This window comes from Megasphaera massiliensis, from assembly GCF_000455225.1.
In the GTDB taxonomy this organism is placed as follows: Bacteria; Bacillota; Negativicutes; order Veillonellales; family Megasphaeraceae; genus Megasphaera; species Megasphaera massiliensis.
This window is the reverse complement of the sequence record NZ_HF954532.1, coordinates 12,121-26,487: the sequence shown is the minus strand read 5'-3', so window position 1 is coordinate 26,487 and position 14,367 is coordinate 12,121. Positions and strand designations below refer to the sequence as shown.

Below are 14,367 nucleotides of genomic sequence, written 5' to 3'. Positions count from 1 at the left end.
ATTGCAAAAACGAAGCTTGTTTCAAAAAATATTTGGCTGGACATGGATGGCTAAGCAGGAAAACGAGACATTAACCGGAGCAAAGCTATTAAATGGCTACGACAATCTATTTTCCTTATTTGACGGGCGCGTGTACGATGATTCGACTATTCGCACTTGCATCGACACGATCGCCAGACATTTCAGTAAGATGAAAATTCGGAAAATCATCAAAAAGGACGGAGCCGTTATCAAGGAGAAGGACAGCCCATTGAATTACTTACTGACGGTGCGACCTAATCCGTATATGAGTGCCAGCGACTTTCTGGAAAAAATCGTAGCGCAGTATTACACCTACAACAATGCTTTCGTGTACTTAAAATTTGATCGACACGGACAGTTATTAGGAATGTATCCATTGGACTCGGCGACGGTACAACTATATGAAAGTCGGGTTGAGGGCAATAAGGAACTATTTCTGAAATTCCAGTTTTTGGGTGGAGAATACATTACGGTGCCTTATAGTGAGGTCGTCCATCTGCGCCGTCATTTCAACCGGCATGAATTTTTTGGAGATAGTAACGACAAGATTTTCGCGGAAGACATCAACACCTTGCGAGCGGTTAAGACCGCGATTGTTAACGTCGTCAATTCTTTTGGGAAATTACGCGGTATTATCAAGTGGAAATCAACATTGAGGCCGGAAGACCAGAAGGAAAACTGGAAACTATTCGTCGATACTTATACGACGCCGAAAAATGGAAGCGGCATCGGATCCCTAGATAGTAAGGCCGACTTTCAAGAATTAGGGAACACAGTAACGACTTTCGATAGCGGGCAGATGGAGTACGCCAAAAAGAACGTGCTTCAGCACTTCGGAATTTCTGAAAATATCCTGCTGGGTGACTATAAAGAGGACGAGTATATATCGTTCTACGAGTCCGTTATTGAACCGCTGGCCGTTAAATTTGCCCAAGAATTGACGGAAAAAATATTCACGCCGCAAGAACGGAGTGCCGGGCATGAAATTATCATGGAAAGTAACCGGCTGTCTTTCATGTCCGTTTCATCGAAAATAAAAATTTGTCAGACCTTGATACCTTCGGGCGGACTAACAATTAACGAAATACGTGAAATCTTCGGCTACGCCGGTATTGAAGGTGGCGACGAGCGGCAAATTAGTCTGAATTTTGTCAAAGCCGGCGATCAATCACAATATCAGATTAACCAGCCTGGCGACAACCAGAAATCAACAAAAGGGGGTGATGAATCTGAAGGGGAAAATAGAACGCCGGACAGCCACGATGACGACCAGCAATAACATGCAGGTAGAAGGGTATGCTGCTGTATTTGGAAAAGACGCAATGTTATTTGAAAGTATGGATACCGGATGGAAATACATGGAACGCATTGCGCCGAATGCTTTTTCGGGGACTGACATGTCTGATGTGGTCCTTAATTATAACCATGGAGAGGTGGGAACTATCCTTGCCAGAACAAGTAATGGAACGTTAAGACTTACACCAGATGAAATAGGGCTCCGTGTTGATGCCGACATTATCGACACAACGACCGGTATTGATGTGTATAAGCTGGTGAAGCGTGGGGATCTTGGGAAAATGTCGTTTGCTTTTATCGTAGATGAAGAAACTGAAATTCGGGACGTTGAAAACAAGACGTATAACCGGATTATCACGAGAATTAGAAAATTATACGATGTATCGATTGTAGATTTTCCGGCTTATGAAAGTACGTCGGTCGTGGCCAGGTCCGATTGTGGACTTGATATTGAGAACATTGAGAAAAAATTAAAAGAAGAAGAACGCGCTCCCGCAGAACAACGGAAGCGCATTTTTATTTTAACGACATTTTGAGAAAAAATAGGAGGAAAATTATGAGCAAACGATTAGAAGAAATCTTGAAACGTCAGGAAGAAATCCGTTCCGCCCTTGATGCTAATACTGAAGGGCTTGATCTCGACGCGCTGGAAGCGGAAGCCCGCGCTTTAGCTGATGAAAAAGGAGTCATTGAACAGCGCGAACGCATTACCGAGGCTATTAATTCAGGATCGGCGCCGGTTGTTGAAGCTCGTAAGGTAGAGCAGCCGTCGGCAAAAGTCCCGGAAAACATGGAACCGTATGAAACGGAAGAGTATCGCAGCGCATTTATGAATTATGTTACGCGCGGAAAAGCGATGCCGGTAGAATTCCGCGCTAACTCCAACACAGTACAGGAAGACGTCGGCGCCATCATCCCGGTAACGACACTGAACAAAATTCTCGAAAAACTGACCGTCTACGGTAAAATCATTCCGCTCGTAAATCACACCAATTACAAAACAGGGCTGGCCATCCCGACGGCTAACATCAAGCCCGTAGCTACCTGGACCGGTGAAGGGAAGACCAGTGACTTACAGAAAGAAGAAGTAAAAACCAGCATTACTTTTAACGCTTATAAATTACGTTGTGCCGTATCGGTATCGCTGGAAGTTGACGTTAAGGCTTGGAGTGCCTTTGAAACGATGCTCGTAAATCACATTTCGGAAGCCATGGCCGTTGCCTTGGAACAGGCTATCATCGCCGGAGACGGAAATAACAAACCGGCAGGCGTATTGAAAAATGATTCTGACGGCGTAAAGGTAGAAGCCGCCGCGGCCAGTTATCAGTTACTTGTAGATGCAGAAGGAGAACTCGATGAAGCCTATGAAAACGGGCCAAAGTGGTTCATGACGAAAAAAACGTTCATGAAATTTGCGGGAATGGTCGATGACAACAAACAGCCGATTGCCCGCGTTAACTACGGAATCAATGGCGCACCTGAACGGATGCTTCTTGGTCGTCCGGTTATCTTGATTTCGTATCTTAAGACGCTCGGTTCCGCCAACATTGCCGACGGGGATGTGTTCGCCTTCTTGTATGATTTTAAAAATTACACGTTGAATACGGCCTATAATATCGGCGTAAAAATTTATGAAGACAATGAAACGGATGACATCGTCCGGAAGTCCATCATGTTAGTGGACGGCAAACCAACGGATACTAACGGCCTTGTTAAGCTCGTATATAAGGCGACTGCGAAATAGTAAGGAGGTGTGACGATGGCTGTCGGAATTGAGAAACTCAAGAATTACTTGAGAATCGATGAGGATATGACGGAAGACGACGAACTGATTACGTCGTTGTCGGAAGCGGCCCAGTCCATCATCGAGCAGATGACCGGACGCACATATGATGGCAGCCATCTGTATACACTGGCAATTATGCAGATGGTCGGCCATTGGTATGAGAATCGGACCGTATTTTCCACCAAAACCAATATGCACGATATGCCGTTGAGTGTACAGGCTATCATCAATCACTTAGGGCTTAACGCGGGGCGGATGCCGTCAGGCGGTGATGCCAATGATTAACATCGATGAGATAGGTGCGCTTGATAAACGGGTCGAGATTCTCACAGATGGAGAGTATGAAGACGAAATCGGCTTAACGCATATCGGGATGACGCCCGTATTCCCGCATAGAATCTGGGCAAGAATTGAGCCGACGCGCGGCCGGGCTTATTTTGAGCAGTACAAAGACAAAACGGAAGATTTTCTAAAAATCACCATTAGATATCGTCCAGAAGTCACTGCCGGTATGTATGTGCGCTATCGTGGAGTTACGTATGACATTAATACGGTCATCAATCCGTATATGGCTAACGTCAAACTGGAATTGATGTGCGTCGAAAGGAAGCGGAAGACAAATGAAGATTGAGGAATTCATGCGGAAAATCGACGACGTAACTAAGAAATATCCGGCAGAAAGCGAAAAAGCTCTTGAATTCGGGGCCAGGGCCATGCGCCGAGCCTTAATTAAGAATTCACCGGTCGGGAAATATGGACCGGATAAGTTGCGGATCAGTAAGAACTGGAAAGTTGCTTACGAGTATCGAGGGCGAGAAAGCATCGCTAAAATCAGAAACAAGTCGCCGCATTATCATCTGGTAGAACGAGGTCATCGCATTGTAGATCGAAAAGGCCGCACCAAAGGATTCCAGCAAGGGCAATTTTTTACAAAAAAGACCGTGGCTAATGAAGGAGAAGCCATTAAACAGCGGATGACGAAGAAGCTATATCGACTGTTAAAGGACAAATTATGATGAAGCTATCGAGTATTATTGGCGTTGTTGTAAGAAGCCTAAAAAGCGAATTTAAATGTCAAATCTACTCCGAAGACGTAAAACGGAACTATAAAACGCCGTGCTTTTTTATAAAAGTGTTGGTAACTACTAGTCAGGAAACAAAAAACGTCTCACAAAAGCGGCTGGACATCATCCTTACTTACTTCCCAGATCCACGGGAAAAGGACGATTTGCAGTACATGCGGTTACTTGACCGGGTATGCGAATTGTTTTTGACGGGAATCGGAGTGGAAAACCGGCATCTGAAACTGACTGATATCAGCTCCGGACGTGCCGGAGAAGAAGACGACATTTTTCAAATTTATCTGACGACGGAATTTCTCGACGGAATTGAGTTTTCCGGAAGTGGGAATTCGTCGGATGGAGACGATGGAGAAGGTCGAGAAATCATGGGCGATCTTAGCATGGTATTAAGTATTGAGGAGGAATAGCAATGGCAAAATTAGGTATGCCGTCCGTTAATATTGCATTTCAGGAAGCGGGGTCGGAAGCGGTTGTCCGTTCGCAACGTGGAATTGCTGTGTTAATCCTAGAAGAGGACGCAGCGACAATTACTAAGTTAAGCGCACCGAGAACAATCGGTGATGAAAAACTGGAAGCCTTGACCAATCCGTTCACCGTGTACACGACCGATGATATCCCGCCAGAATTATCGGAGGACAATAAGGACTATATCGTTAAAACCTTGAAAGGATACGTTACAACTCCGTATCGAGTCCGAGTTATGTTGCAGGCTAAGGGCGGAGAAGGCGACAACACGGCCGGAAAATTCGATGAATCGTTGAAAAAAATTATGCCGGAACGTTGGGATTATCTGGCCATTCCTACAATCGAGGAAGCGCAGAAAGAAAAAATCGCTACGTGGATCAAAACAAACCGCGAAAACAAATATAAGAAGGTAAAAGTCGTACTGCCGCAGCACGCGGCCGACTATGAAGGCGTCATCAATTTCAGCAATGAATTCGTCGAGACTTCCCAGAAGCGATATACCGGCGCCGAATACACGGCGCGTATTGCCGGGCTTATCTGCGGAACGCCTATGACAATTTCGGCAACTTATGCACCGTTGCCGGAAGTAATCGACTGCGATAAACACGATCTCGACGAAAACGACGAAAAAGTCAATAATGGCGAGTTTTTCATCTGGTTCGACGGGGACAAATATAAGATGAGCCGCGCCATGAATAGCCTTGTCACGACGACACAGGGCAAGTTGGAAGCGTATCAGACCATTAAGTCCGTAGATATCGCCGATATGATGTACGACGATATCAAGAAAACCGCCGAAGACAGTTACATTGGGAAATATACCAATGACTATGACAATAAATGTCTGCTGATTACCGCCATTACCGGCTATTTCAAAGAATTAGAAGATGGGCGTCTGCTTCTCCGGGGCGGAAGCACGGTTGACATCGACGTCGAGGCGGTTAAGACTTGGCTTTTGAAAAACGGGAAGAAAACAAAAGATGAACTTGCCAACATGTCGGATTTAGAAATTAAAAAAGCGGACACGAAAAAGCATGTATTTTTGAAAGCAACGGTGACGATTCTGGACGCCATGGAAGATATCGATCTGAACGTTACTATCTAAGTGCTAAAGGAGGTAAAACATGGATAATATGAAAGCCGAACAGGTAATGAGCGGCACGCAAGGCGAATTGTGGATTGACGGGCAGTACATGGCCGAAGTAACAGCTTTTAAGGCCGAGATTAAACTTGTAAAAGAGGAAGTCAATCAGGTAAAAAAAGTATTTAAGCAATACAAAATTACAGGCGCGGAAGCCACGGGGAACGTGAAATTAAATCACGTTTCCTCTTTTTTTGCCGTGAAGATGGCTGACAATATCAAAAACGGTAAACAGACGGTGTGTACGATTGTCTCTAAGGTAGATGATCCGGATGCTATCGGCGCCGAACGGGTAGTCATCAGAGATGCTACTTTTGATAAGCTCACACTGGCCGATTGGCAGGCTAAAAAATTAGTAGAAGATGACTACGATTTTACATTTACAGATTTTGAACTTTTAGACGTCGCAGAATAGGAGAATACCCATGAAATTAACAGAATTATTATTGTCCACCAATCCGGAACAGGTAACTGTATTGCCGTCTGAAACTTTTGAGGTTACGCGATTGTCTGAAGCATTTGGAAATGCCTTTGTCGTTAACTTGCAAGCCATTCCATCCAAAAGAATGACTGAAATCCAGCAGCGGAACATGAGTATTGATGGCGATGGCCGCCAAGACATCAATCTGTACGACTTACAGCTGTCGTTGTTGGCGGATGGCATCGTGGATAAGGACTTTAACAATGTGGAAGTCCTAAAAAAATACGGTGCAGCCACTAAAAAAGACTTATTCGAAAAGTTGTTTTTGGCCGGTGAAATTGCTGCGATCTCCGAAAAAATTAATAAATTAAGCGGCTACGACAAAGAAAAAAATAAGAAAATTGCTGAAGAAGTAAAAAACTAATAAAGACCGACGGTTATACGGAATTCTTGTATTGGATCTATAAAAATCATCACGTATTACCGTCGGTATTTTTTTCGCTGTCTGAAAATGAGCAAATTATTTTGAGGGGCTTTTTTCTGAAAGAAGTCGAAGAAACAAAAGAAGAAGCCAAAAAGATTAAAGAATTGACCGAGCCGGGGAAGGGGTGAGCCTATGGAAATAATTGACGTCATGATGCGGTTAGTGGATGGGGTTACGGCTCCGTTACGATCTATCAACAGCCAATTGGCCATGACCGCTAAGCAGCAGAACGCGATGGGCCGCAACATCCAGCGATTAGGGCGGGATATTACCGGAGTCGGTCAAGCTTTGATGCCTGTATCTGCCGGCATTGTCGCCATGATGCCGTCGGTTATTACGTCGTCCGTAGCAGCCGGCGAAGATCTGGCCTTAACGGCAGAAGTCGTCAGTAATGCCCTTAACGTATGGGGGCTTAAGCAAGGCGACATTGCGGCCAATACCTTACGTGTATCCGACGTCATCCAACAGGCCAACAACATGTCGAGCCTGTCCCTTAGTGATTTCGGCGTTGCCATGCAGTACGCCGGGGCGCCGGCCGCCACACTCGGAATACAGATCGAGGACCTTGCGACGGCTATGGCCATCATGCGTAATAACGGTATCGAGGCATCCAGCGTAGGTACGACGTTACGGTCGACATTGTCCAGATTAGCCGCACCGCCGAAAGCGGCCGCTATGGCATTAAGTCAATTAGGCATCCAAGTTAATGATGCACAAGGCAATTTTGTTGGCCTCGAAAATATCGTCAATCAATTACGGTCGTCTATGAGCAACTTGTCCAATACGCAACAGGTAGCCATGGCCAAGGCGATTGCCGGCGAAGAGGGGTACAGCGGATTACTGGCCTTGCTTAAGACATCGCCGGAAGTATATCGAGAGATGACGGATGCCATGTATAACGCGACCGGTTCATCACAAAAACAATTTGAAATTATGAAAAACACGGTCAAGGGCGCAATCGATGACATGATGGGGTCCATTGAGTCACTGGCGATTAATATGGGCGACGTCTTGCGTCCCCAGGTACAGGCGGCGGCGTCTGCTATTGCTTCGGTAGCCGATGCCCTGAATAGTCTGTCGCCGACTCAGAAATTGATTGTCGGTAACGTCGCCATTGGCATCGTCGCGTTCACTGGATTCATGCTTGTACTTGGCCGCGTTGTTACTTTAGCCGGAACGCTGATGCGGACGTGGGCCAATGTCCGTATTGTTATGGCCGGCGGCACGATTAGTAATAAGCTCTTGCAGTACTCCGTACAAGGGGTAATGCGTGCATATGCTGCCATGCCGGGGATTTTTGCCGCGGTCAAGGGCAGCGCATTGAGTGCATTTACGGCTATGCGGGGATTGACTTGGAGCGGCATTTTCAAAAGTGCCATGGGCGGCATCAAGGGCCTAAATGTTAAGGGATTATTCAGCGGCCTTGTTGGTGGGATGCGTGCTGGCATCGGTAACATCTTCCAAGGTATTTTCGGAGCGCTGAAGGGTATCAACTTATCGTCTATCGGGGCGGCATTGTTCCGATCGTTGACGATGGTCGCAAGGGGATTGCGGGTGGTCGCAGTTGCCGGGCGGGCGTTATTTTTGAGCCCTATTGGCATCGCTATTATGGCCATCGCCGGTGCGGCCTATATCTTATACAACAATTGGGATAAGGTTGGCCCGTTTTTCGTACGCATGTGGGGGATTATTACTGCGGCTTTTGGCCGTGCTTACAATACACTTAAGCCGGCATTTGACGCGCTCGTTCAAGCTGTCCGGCCGATTATTACTAAGCTCGGCGCCATGTTCAGTGCGGCCATGCAAGGACAAGGACCGCTTGGCGTGTTGATTGGCATTATTACTACATTGTCCCAGGTGCTAGGCGCTGGCCTCATAGGGGCAATTATGGTTGTCATCAACGTTCTAGCCGTAGATTTTGCGGCCGTTATTGACATTGTGGCGTCTATTGTGGGGGCTGTCATTGGCGTTTTAGCCGGATTGATTAATTTTGTCTCGGCTGTCTTTGTCGGAGATTGGAGCGCGGCCTGGGAAGCGGTCGTGTCTATTTTCGATTCGATTTTCTCCGGTATCGTCGGAATTTGCGAAGGCGTCATGAATGGCCTTCGGGGTGCGATTAACGCCATCATCGACGGCATCAATGGTATTTCCGTAGATATTCCAGACTGGGTGCCGGGGGTCGGTGGCTCTACGTTTGGGCCGCTCGGCATCCCGCGCTTGTACACCGGGACCGACAACTGGATGGGCGGCCCTGCTATGATCCATGATAAGGGCGCCGAAATCGTCAACCTTCCGGGCGGTACGCAAGTTATTCCGCACGATCAATCCCTTGCCAGTGCGTATGAGCAAGGCAAGCGGAGCGGTGGCGTACCGGGAATTACCATCAATATGTACGGGACGACCGTTAGAAGTGACCATGACATCGATGAGTTGACCCGTAGAATCGTTGACTTGATGTGCCACGAAATGCGTAAGGCAGCTATCAATCAGAATGTGGGGGCGATATAGATGGCATCATCGCTTATTAGATTCCTGCGGCGTGTGCTTGACAGCACCGGCGGTGGTGGACTGAATCAGGGATGCACGATTGTCTTATCGTGTGACGGGGAACAGGTCAAGCTGCCTGTTCCGCCGCCGTCATACGAGGTGGAAAATCCTTATAACAACACGACGATACAGATTAACAATATCGGGGACATCAATATGATTGGTACGCCGGGGCTTAAGACCTTGAAATTTAGCTCGTTTTTTCCGGCCCAGGACTACTCGTTTATTGGCCAGCAATCAGAAGACCAATGGACGTTAATCAAGAAAATTGAGACATTCGCGACAAAACGGAAGCCGTGCCGAATTACGATTTCCGGAACCAGTATTAGCATGGCCTGTACAATTGAAAGTTTTCCGTACAGCGAAAAAGATGGGACTAACGACGTATATTACACGTTGAGCCTCAAAGAATATCGCTATATCACGCCGGAAGCGGAACAGATAGACGACGTAACTGGGCTAAATGGTCGCGTAGCCGAAGTGCCAGAACAGCGAGAATTTAACATTTATCCGGGGGATGGTCCTATGGATATCGCAGCCCGGGCCGTAGGTCAGTATGGCCGTATTGACCAGCAAGGGCCGAAGCGGCTGGCTCTGTATAAGAAATTAGTAAAAGGGAATGTCAATGTCGGCGACGTCGTGAAAGCAACTCGTGGGACTGTAAATATCAATGGAAAGAAGGTAAACCTATGATCCAGCTATATTATACGGACCCGCCGGGAACAGAAAACGGCGTCGAAGATCAGGACATTAGCAACTACGTTCTGCGGCTGACTTGGAGTGGTGATACGTCGCAAGCGGCCAGAAAAATAGAATTCGAGGTCGCCTATAACGCTAAAGATGAGACATTCATCAATTTGTCGCTGCAGCTGGGCGGATTATTGACGCTTAGCATCATCGACGATGAGGACCGCACATTCGATATTTTTTACGGTCGCATTTTCTTCCGGCGCCGATCGACGGACGGTTATACGTTCTCCATCACCGCTTACGATGACATGATATATTTGGCCAAGTCCAAGATACAGCGAGTTTTTGAAAAAGTCACGGTGACGGACGCCATTAAACAGGTGTGCAACGAGATTGGCGTCCCAGTATCGGAAGACATCCCGCAACTTAATACGGTCGTAAGTTTTCTGGCTGAAAACAAATCGTGTACAGAGACATTCGGCATGTTATTCGAACGAGCTCATGCCGAAACTGGCAAGACGTACACGGCCTTGATGTTGGACGGAGCCTTGACCGTCGTCGAGAAGGGAACGATGGTCGAAGACTATGTGGCAAGCGATAAGCTCAATATAAGCAACACCGAGCACAGCGAAAATATCGAAAACATGGTCAACCGGGTAAAGGCCATTGACCAACACGGCGCCATTAGTCAGGTATTTTCCATCGAAGACGACGTTCAGCGTTACGGACTAATACAGGACATCTATAAGATGCAGCCACCAAAAGAAGGCGAGACGGTAGACAATGTTAAGATGGCCAAGGACAAGCTTAAGCGTGTCGAAACAGAGTCAAGTCTCAACGGCATCGGCTATTTTCAGTGTATTACCGGATACGCGATTACGGTCGAAGAAGAGCAGCTGCAGGGGAAATTTTTCATAAAATCGGACTCCCACACATTTGAGAATCAACAGCACACAATGAAACTATCCCTTGAATACATGCCGGATAAGCCGGAAGAACCAGTGATTACACAGACCGACGTCGCGCCACCATATTTCAAAACGAGCAAGAGAAAACGCAAGCGCCTGCGGAAAGGAGAAAAAAATGAATGAGCTGGACAATCCCTATAAGAAATTAATACAGATGCAACAAGGGCTTGCGGCTCAAGCCGGAATACAGGCAGTTGCGAAGCTTGGAAAAATTACGTCGCCGCCGCCTAACTTAGAAATATCCGTAGATGGGATGCCGGTTAAGAGGGCGTTTTTATGGATTGATGAATATTGGATTCAGGGGCATGAAAGAAATACAAAAGGCCATCTTGTATCGGCGACGCAGGATAGCTCCGGCGGTAGTGGCGATGCCGCGTTTGCGAGCCATAACCATGACATCCATAACGACTACACTGAAAATATCATCATGACCGACACCTGGCATGTAGGAGATACGGTATTGATGATTCCCATTGTTGGCCAAGATAATAAGACGGTAGAACAATACGCCGTACTTGGAAAATTCGTACGATTGGACGGGAATTGATATGGCAAATCCGTTTGTAGAACTCAAGGACGTACCGAAAAATGAATTGCCGGAATTCCGGGAGTACGCTTTTGATTTTTCGAAAGATGAATTTATCGTTGAAAATGGCCGCCTGGCGATCGTAACGCAAAAAGAGGCCATTAAGGTATGGGCTTATAAGGCATTGATTACGGAGCGATACAGATATCGCGCGTATTTCGACGATTATGGCGCCGAGCTGGAACACTTCGTCGGCACCGTTACTAATGACGGCGCCGAAGCTATTGAGGTATTCCGCTACATTGAGGAGGCATTGCTTGTCAATCCATACATTACCGACGTCAATGTCTTAGGTATCGAGCAGAATAAGAAAAAAATTACATTGAATATAGAACTTATAACAATCTATGGAGATACTATGCTGGGAATCGAGGTATAGCATATGTATAATTTTGAGTTTGGTCAAACACAACTGAAAATACTGGAGCGGCTTAAGGCGGACTTCTTGGCACAGAATCCGGACGATATCAGCGCCATTGAAGGTACATTCGCCTTCGATACGTTGTCAGCGAGTGCCGTGGAATTTGAAAAATCGTATGTTGAAGACGAAATGATACTGGCTGCGGCCTTCCTTCCATCGTCCTGGGGGCCGTATCTTGATATGATTGGCAATCGTCATGCGATCCATCGGAAGACAGCGACCAAGGCAATCGTGGACTTGACCGTAACCGGAAATGTTGGGGCGCAGTTACTCAAGGGCTCCATGTTTTCGACGGCATCCGGAACTAATTTCTTGACCGTCGAAGATGCGGTAATTCCTGCGGCCGGAAAGGTTATCGTCAAGGCCGAAGCCCAGGAAGCGGGAGCAGATCATAATGTAGATGCCAATACCATTATCAAGATACCCGTATCTATCTATGGCATATCTAAGGTCAATAATGATGCGGCGGCCTATGATGGATTTGAGGAGGAAACAGACGATGAGCTGCGAAGTCGGATTGCTTTCAAAATTGAGATGCCCGCAACATCTAACAACGATGCTCACTATAAGTTGATGGCACAGGAAGTGCCGGGAGTCGGTGAGGTCCAAGTGTTGCCGTTATGGGCCGGAAACGGCACAGTCAAAGTCATCATCGGTAACAGTAACAATGACTATCCAAGTGACGACCTTATTACTAAGGTCAGTGACCACATCACAAGCTTTCGTATTATCGGCCCGACAGTAACCGTCGTCGGACCGACAAAAGTGGCGATTAGAATCAAGCTTAAGATTACTGACGGAAGCGCGGAAGCGGACGACATCAAGAACTTAGTCAATGCCTACTTCCGGGAACGTATTTTCAAGATGGGCTATGTTTCTGTAGCTAAAATTGGGCAAATGATCCTAGAGCAGACCGGTATCGATGATTATGCCAATCTGACGGTTAACGGCGGCGTAAACAACGTTACGATCGACAAGGAGTCGATGCCATATGTAGAGGCGGTGGAATTCATTGGATGATTTCATCAGACGAAGAGAGGTGGATATATTACAATATCTGCCGAAATTTCTATCGAAAGATAAGCATTATAAGGCCATTAATGATGCTAAGAGTCGGGAACATGAGCGACTGAGACAATTCAAGCTTGAGATACTTAAGCAATTGTTCCCGGAGACGGCAACATGGGGATTGAAATATTGGGAAGAATACCTACATATCGACGACGTCGCCGAAAATATACAGGACCGACGCGAAGCCATCTACTTGAAGATGAATAGTAATAGCGTCAGTACCATTGATTTCATGGTTGCATTGGCTAATAAGTATATCGTCGATAAGTCGGCCAGCATCGAGGAAGTATCGGCTGAATATTATTTCAAATTATTTTTCAGCCGCGATAAATGTATTAACATCGACCAATTAAGAAAATGGATTGAGGTATATAAGCCGTCGCACCTGGGGTATGAGCTGTATGAGCAATACCAGCTTGACCAGCAATTAACAATCGGCGGTGTAATATCAATATCGGAAACGACGGTCGTTGAAACTGCCGACGACTATACAGCTCCGCAATTGGATCACTCGTTGATTATTGCAGGGACTTTAATTTTTGAAGAAAAATCAATTTTAGGGGGTATAAATTGGCACAATTCCCAGGATTAACATTTACAAAAACGGGCTATGAAATGATTACTAGAGCGGCCAGCGGCCTTACGGATGACCAACTGATTATTACCAAGGCTAAGCTGGGATCTGGCGTATTTAATGGCGATATTAGGTCGCTGACTGACTTGGTGACGCCAAAACTGGACGTATCCTTAAGCGCATATAAGAGTTTAGGCAATGGACAAATTGAGTATACATTTACCTATGACAATAAGAGTATTTTTGCCGGATTTCCGCACCGTGAAGTAGGTATTTACGCCAAAAATGGGGCTGCGGGGATTGAAAAATTAATCGCCTATTCTAACGCCGGCGATAACTACTCGTACATTAGTGACGTGTCCAAACCAATTCCGATCCAGACCATGAAATTAATCTTGTCGGTTGGAGATACCCAGAACATGACGGCAGTTGTCAACGTGGCGAATGCCGTCACCGAAGAACGCCTAGCCTATGTCATGGGTGAGCACAACGACGCGACCGGCGCCCATAGCGCGATGACGTCGACAATCAACGACGCTCTGTCGCCGACTAGCAATACAGCACAACTGCGTATCTTATTATCTAACGTGGCCGCCATGATTAAGGCCAACAAGGGGACCGCGACATGGCGGGACACCCCGCCGACGACGCTTACCAAGCTTAATGCGATGGTAGGCTTTTTGGCGAGCGGCAGCGACGTTACGTGGAGCGGCAAAAAATTCACAAATTCTAAGCTCGGTATCTCGGGGTTGATGGACACTAACGGTTATGTATCGTTTGGGCCTAATTTTGGCGGGCTAATTATACAGTGGGG

The 14,367-nt window shown here is 46.6% G+C and carries 18 protein-coding genes; all 18 read left to right on the top strand.

Going from position 1 to position 14,367, the window contains the following annotated elements:
* Position 1 precedes the first annotated feature (1 nt).
* Positions 2–1,300 (top strand): phage portal protein, encoded by a 1,299-nt coding sequence (locus TX77_RS00160; RefSeq protein WP_049917239.1) that lies wholly within the window; start codon positions 2–4, stop codon positions 1,298–1,300.
* On the top strand, positions 1,245–1,853 hold the full coding sequence (locus TX77_RS00155) for an HK97 family phage prohead protease (protein WP_071822264.1): 609 nt from the start codon (positions 1,245–1,247) through the stop codon (positions 1,851–1,853). The genes TX77_RS00160 and TX77_RS00155 overlap by 56 nt, the downstream gene beginning before the upstream one ends.
* A 20-nt stretch (positions 1,854–1,873) precedes the next feature.
* Positions 1,874–3,061 carry a phage major capsid protein gene (locus tag TX77_RS00150; RefSeq protein ID WP_044502812.1) on the top strand — a complete coding sequence of 396 codons (1,188 nt, stop codon included), beginning with the start codon at positions 1,874–1,876 and terminating at the stop codon, positions 3,059–3,061.
* A gap of 15 nt (positions 3,062–3,076) precedes the next feature.
* Positions 3,077–3,388 carry a head-tail connector protein gene (locus tag TX77_RS12840; protein ID WP_049917236.1) on the top strand — a complete coding sequence of 104 codons (312 nt, stop codon included), beginning with the start codon at positions 3,077–3,079 and terminating at the stop codon, positions 3,386–3,388.
* Positions 3,381–3,734 carry a phage head closure protein gene (locus TX77_RS00140; protein WP_195891147.1) on the top strand — a complete coding sequence of 118 codons (354 nt, stop codon included), beginning with the start codon at positions 3,381–3,383 and terminating at the stop codon, positions 3,732–3,734. Before TX77_RS12840 ends, TX77_RS00140 begins: the two co-directional genes overlap by 8 nt.
* Positions 3,724–4,119, top strand: coding sequence for an HK97 gp10 family phage protein (locus tag TX77_RS00135; protein ID WP_044502810.1), 396 nt, complete (start codon positions 3,724–3,726; stop codon positions 4,117–4,119). The genes TX77_RS00140 and TX77_RS00135 overlap by 11 nt, the downstream gene beginning before the upstream one ends.
* Positions 4,116–4,592 (top strand): phage tail terminator family protein, encoded by a 477-nt coding sequence (locus TX77_RS00130; RefSeq protein WP_154651829.1) that lies wholly within the window; start codon positions 4,116–4,118, stop codon positions 4,590–4,592. The genes TX77_RS00135 and TX77_RS00130 overlap by 4 nt, the downstream gene beginning before the upstream one ends.
* Positions 4,593–4,594: 2 nt before the next feature.
* A complete protein-coding gene (locus TX77_RS00125; RefSeq protein ID WP_044502808.1) occupies positions 4,595–5,755 on the top strand; it encodes a phage tail sheath subtilisin-like domain-containing protein in 1,161 nt (386 codons plus the stop codon).
* A 19-nt stretch (positions 5,756–5,774) separates the two neighbouring features.
* Positions 5,775–6,206: a phage tail tube protein gene (locus tag TX77_RS00120; RefSeq protein WP_044502807.1), complete on the top strand. Its 432-nt coding sequence runs from the start codon at positions 5,775–5,777 to the stop codon at positions 6,204–6,206.
* A gap of 10 nt (positions 6,207–6,216) precedes the next feature.
* The gene (locus TX77_RS12835) at positions 6,217–6,636 is read left to right on the top strand and encodes a phage tail assembly chaperone (RefSeq protein ID WP_049917235.1); all 420 of its coding nucleotides are present in this window, start codon (positions 6,217–6,219) and stop codon (positions 6,634–6,636) included.
* Positions 6,637–6,828: 192 nt separating this feature from the next.
* A complete protein-coding gene (locus TX77_RS00110; RefSeq protein WP_044502806.1) occupies positions 6,829–9,204 on the top strand; it encodes a phage tail tape measure protein in 2,376 nt (791 codons plus the stop codon).
* The gene (locus TX77_RS12830) at positions 9,205–9,936 is read left to right on the top strand and encodes a phage baseplate protein (RefSeq protein WP_049917233.1); all 732 of its coding nucleotides are present in this window, start codon (positions 9,205–9,207) and stop codon (positions 9,934–9,936) included. It begins immediately after the preceding gene.
* The gene (locus TX77_RS00100; RefSeq protein WP_044502805.1) at positions 9,933–11,024 is read left to right on the top strand and encodes an XkdQ/YqbQ family protein; all 1,092 of its coding nucleotides are present in this window, start codon (positions 9,933–9,935) and stop codon (positions 11,022–11,024) included. Before TX77_RS12830 ends, TX77_RS00100 begins: the two co-directional genes overlap by 4 nt.
* Entirely contained in the window at positions 11,017–11,448 is a 432-nt protein-coding gene (locus TX77_RS00095; RefSeq protein ID WP_049917232.1) for a DUF2577 family protein, read from the top strand. Before TX77_RS00100 ends, TX77_RS00095 begins: the two co-directional genes overlap by 8 nt.
* Before the next feature lies 1 nt (position 11,449).
* Positions 11,450–11,866, top strand: a complete 417-nt coding sequence (locus TX77_RS00090) for a DUF2634 domain-containing protein (RefSeq protein WP_044502804.1) — start codon at positions 11,450–11,452, stop codon at positions 11,864–11,866.
* Between the two features lie 3 nt (positions 11,867–11,869).
* Positions 11,870–12,928 carry a baseplate J/gp47 family protein gene (locus TX77_RS00085; RefSeq protein WP_044502803.1) on the top strand — a complete coding sequence of 353 codons (1,059 nt, stop codon included), beginning with the start codon at positions 11,870–11,872 and terminating at the stop codon, positions 12,926–12,928.
* On the top strand, positions 12,921–13,571 hold the full coding sequence (locus TX77_RS00080; RefSeq protein WP_044502802.1) for a putative phage tail protein: 651 nt from the start codon (positions 12,921–12,923) through the stop codon (positions 13,569–13,571). Before TX77_RS00085 ends, TX77_RS00080 begins: the two co-directional genes overlap by 8 nt.
* Positions 13,550–14,367, top strand: an 818-nt coding sequence (locus TX77_RS13765; protein ID WP_044502801.1) for a hypothetical protein, incomplete at its 3' end; no start/stop codon positions are given. The genes TX77_RS00080 and TX77_RS13765, both read left to right, overlap by 22 nt.

Excerpts from the sequence above, each read along its gene's own strand:
- TX77_RS00155 (WP_071822264.1), top strand. The coding sequence starts at position 1,245 with ATGAATCTGAAGGGGAAAATAGAACGCCGGACAGCCACGATGACGACC.
- TX77_RS00150 (WP_044502812.1), top strand. The coding sequence starts at position 1,874 with ATGAGCAAACGATTAGAAGAAATCTTGAAACGTCAGGAAGAAATCCGT.
- TX77_RS12840 (WP_049917236.1), top strand. The coding sequence starts at position 3,077 with ATGGCTGTCGGAATTGAGAAACTCAAGAATTACTTGAGAATCGATGAG.
- TX77_RS00140 (WP_195891147.1), top strand. The coding sequence starts at position 3,381 with ATGATTAACATCGATGAGATAGGTGCGCTTGATAAACGGGTCGAGATT.
- TX77_RS00135 (WP_044502810.1), top strand. The coding sequence starts at position 3,724 with ATGAAGATTGAGGAATTCATGCGGAAAATCGACGACGTAACTAAGAAA.
- TX77_RS00130 (WP_154651829.1), top strand. The coding sequence starts at position 4,116 with ATGATGAAGCTATCGAGTATTATTGGCGTTGTTGTAAGAAGCCTAAAA.
- TX77_RS00125 (WP_044502808.1), top strand. The coding sequence starts at position 4,595 with ATGGCAAAATTAGGTATGCCGTCCGTTAATATTGCATTTCAGGAAGCG.
- TX77_RS00120 (WP_044502807.1), top strand. The coding sequence starts at position 5,775 with ATGGATAATATGAAAGCCGAACAGGTAATGAGCGGCACGCAAGGCGAA.
- TX77_RS12835 (WP_049917235.1), top strand. The coding sequence starts at position 6,217 with ATGAAATTAACAGAATTATTATTGTCCACCAATCCGGAACAGGTAACT.
- TX77_RS00110 (WP_044502806.1), top strand. The coding sequence starts at position 6,829 with ATGGAAATAATTGACGTCATGATGCGGTTAGTGGATGGGGTTACGGCT.
- TX77_RS12830 (WP_049917233.1), top strand. The coding sequence starts at position 9,205 with ATGGCATCATCGCTTATTAGATTCCTGCGGCGTGTGCTTGACAGCACC.
- TX77_RS00100 (WP_044502805.1), top strand. The coding sequence starts at position 9,933 with ATGATCCAGCTATATTATACGGACCCGCCGGGAACAGAAAACGGCGTC.
- TX77_RS00095 (WP_049917232.1), top strand. The coding sequence starts at position 11,017 with ATGAATGAGCTGGACAATCCCTATAAGAAATTAATACAGATGCAACAA.
- TX77_RS00090 (WP_044502804.1), top strand. The coding sequence starts at position 11,450 with ATGGCAAATCCGTTTGTAGAACTCAAGGACGTACCGAAAAATGAATTG.
- TX77_RS00085 (WP_044502803.1), top strand. The coding sequence starts at position 11,870 with ATGTATAATTTTGAGTTTGGTCAAACACAACTGAAAATACTGGAGCGG.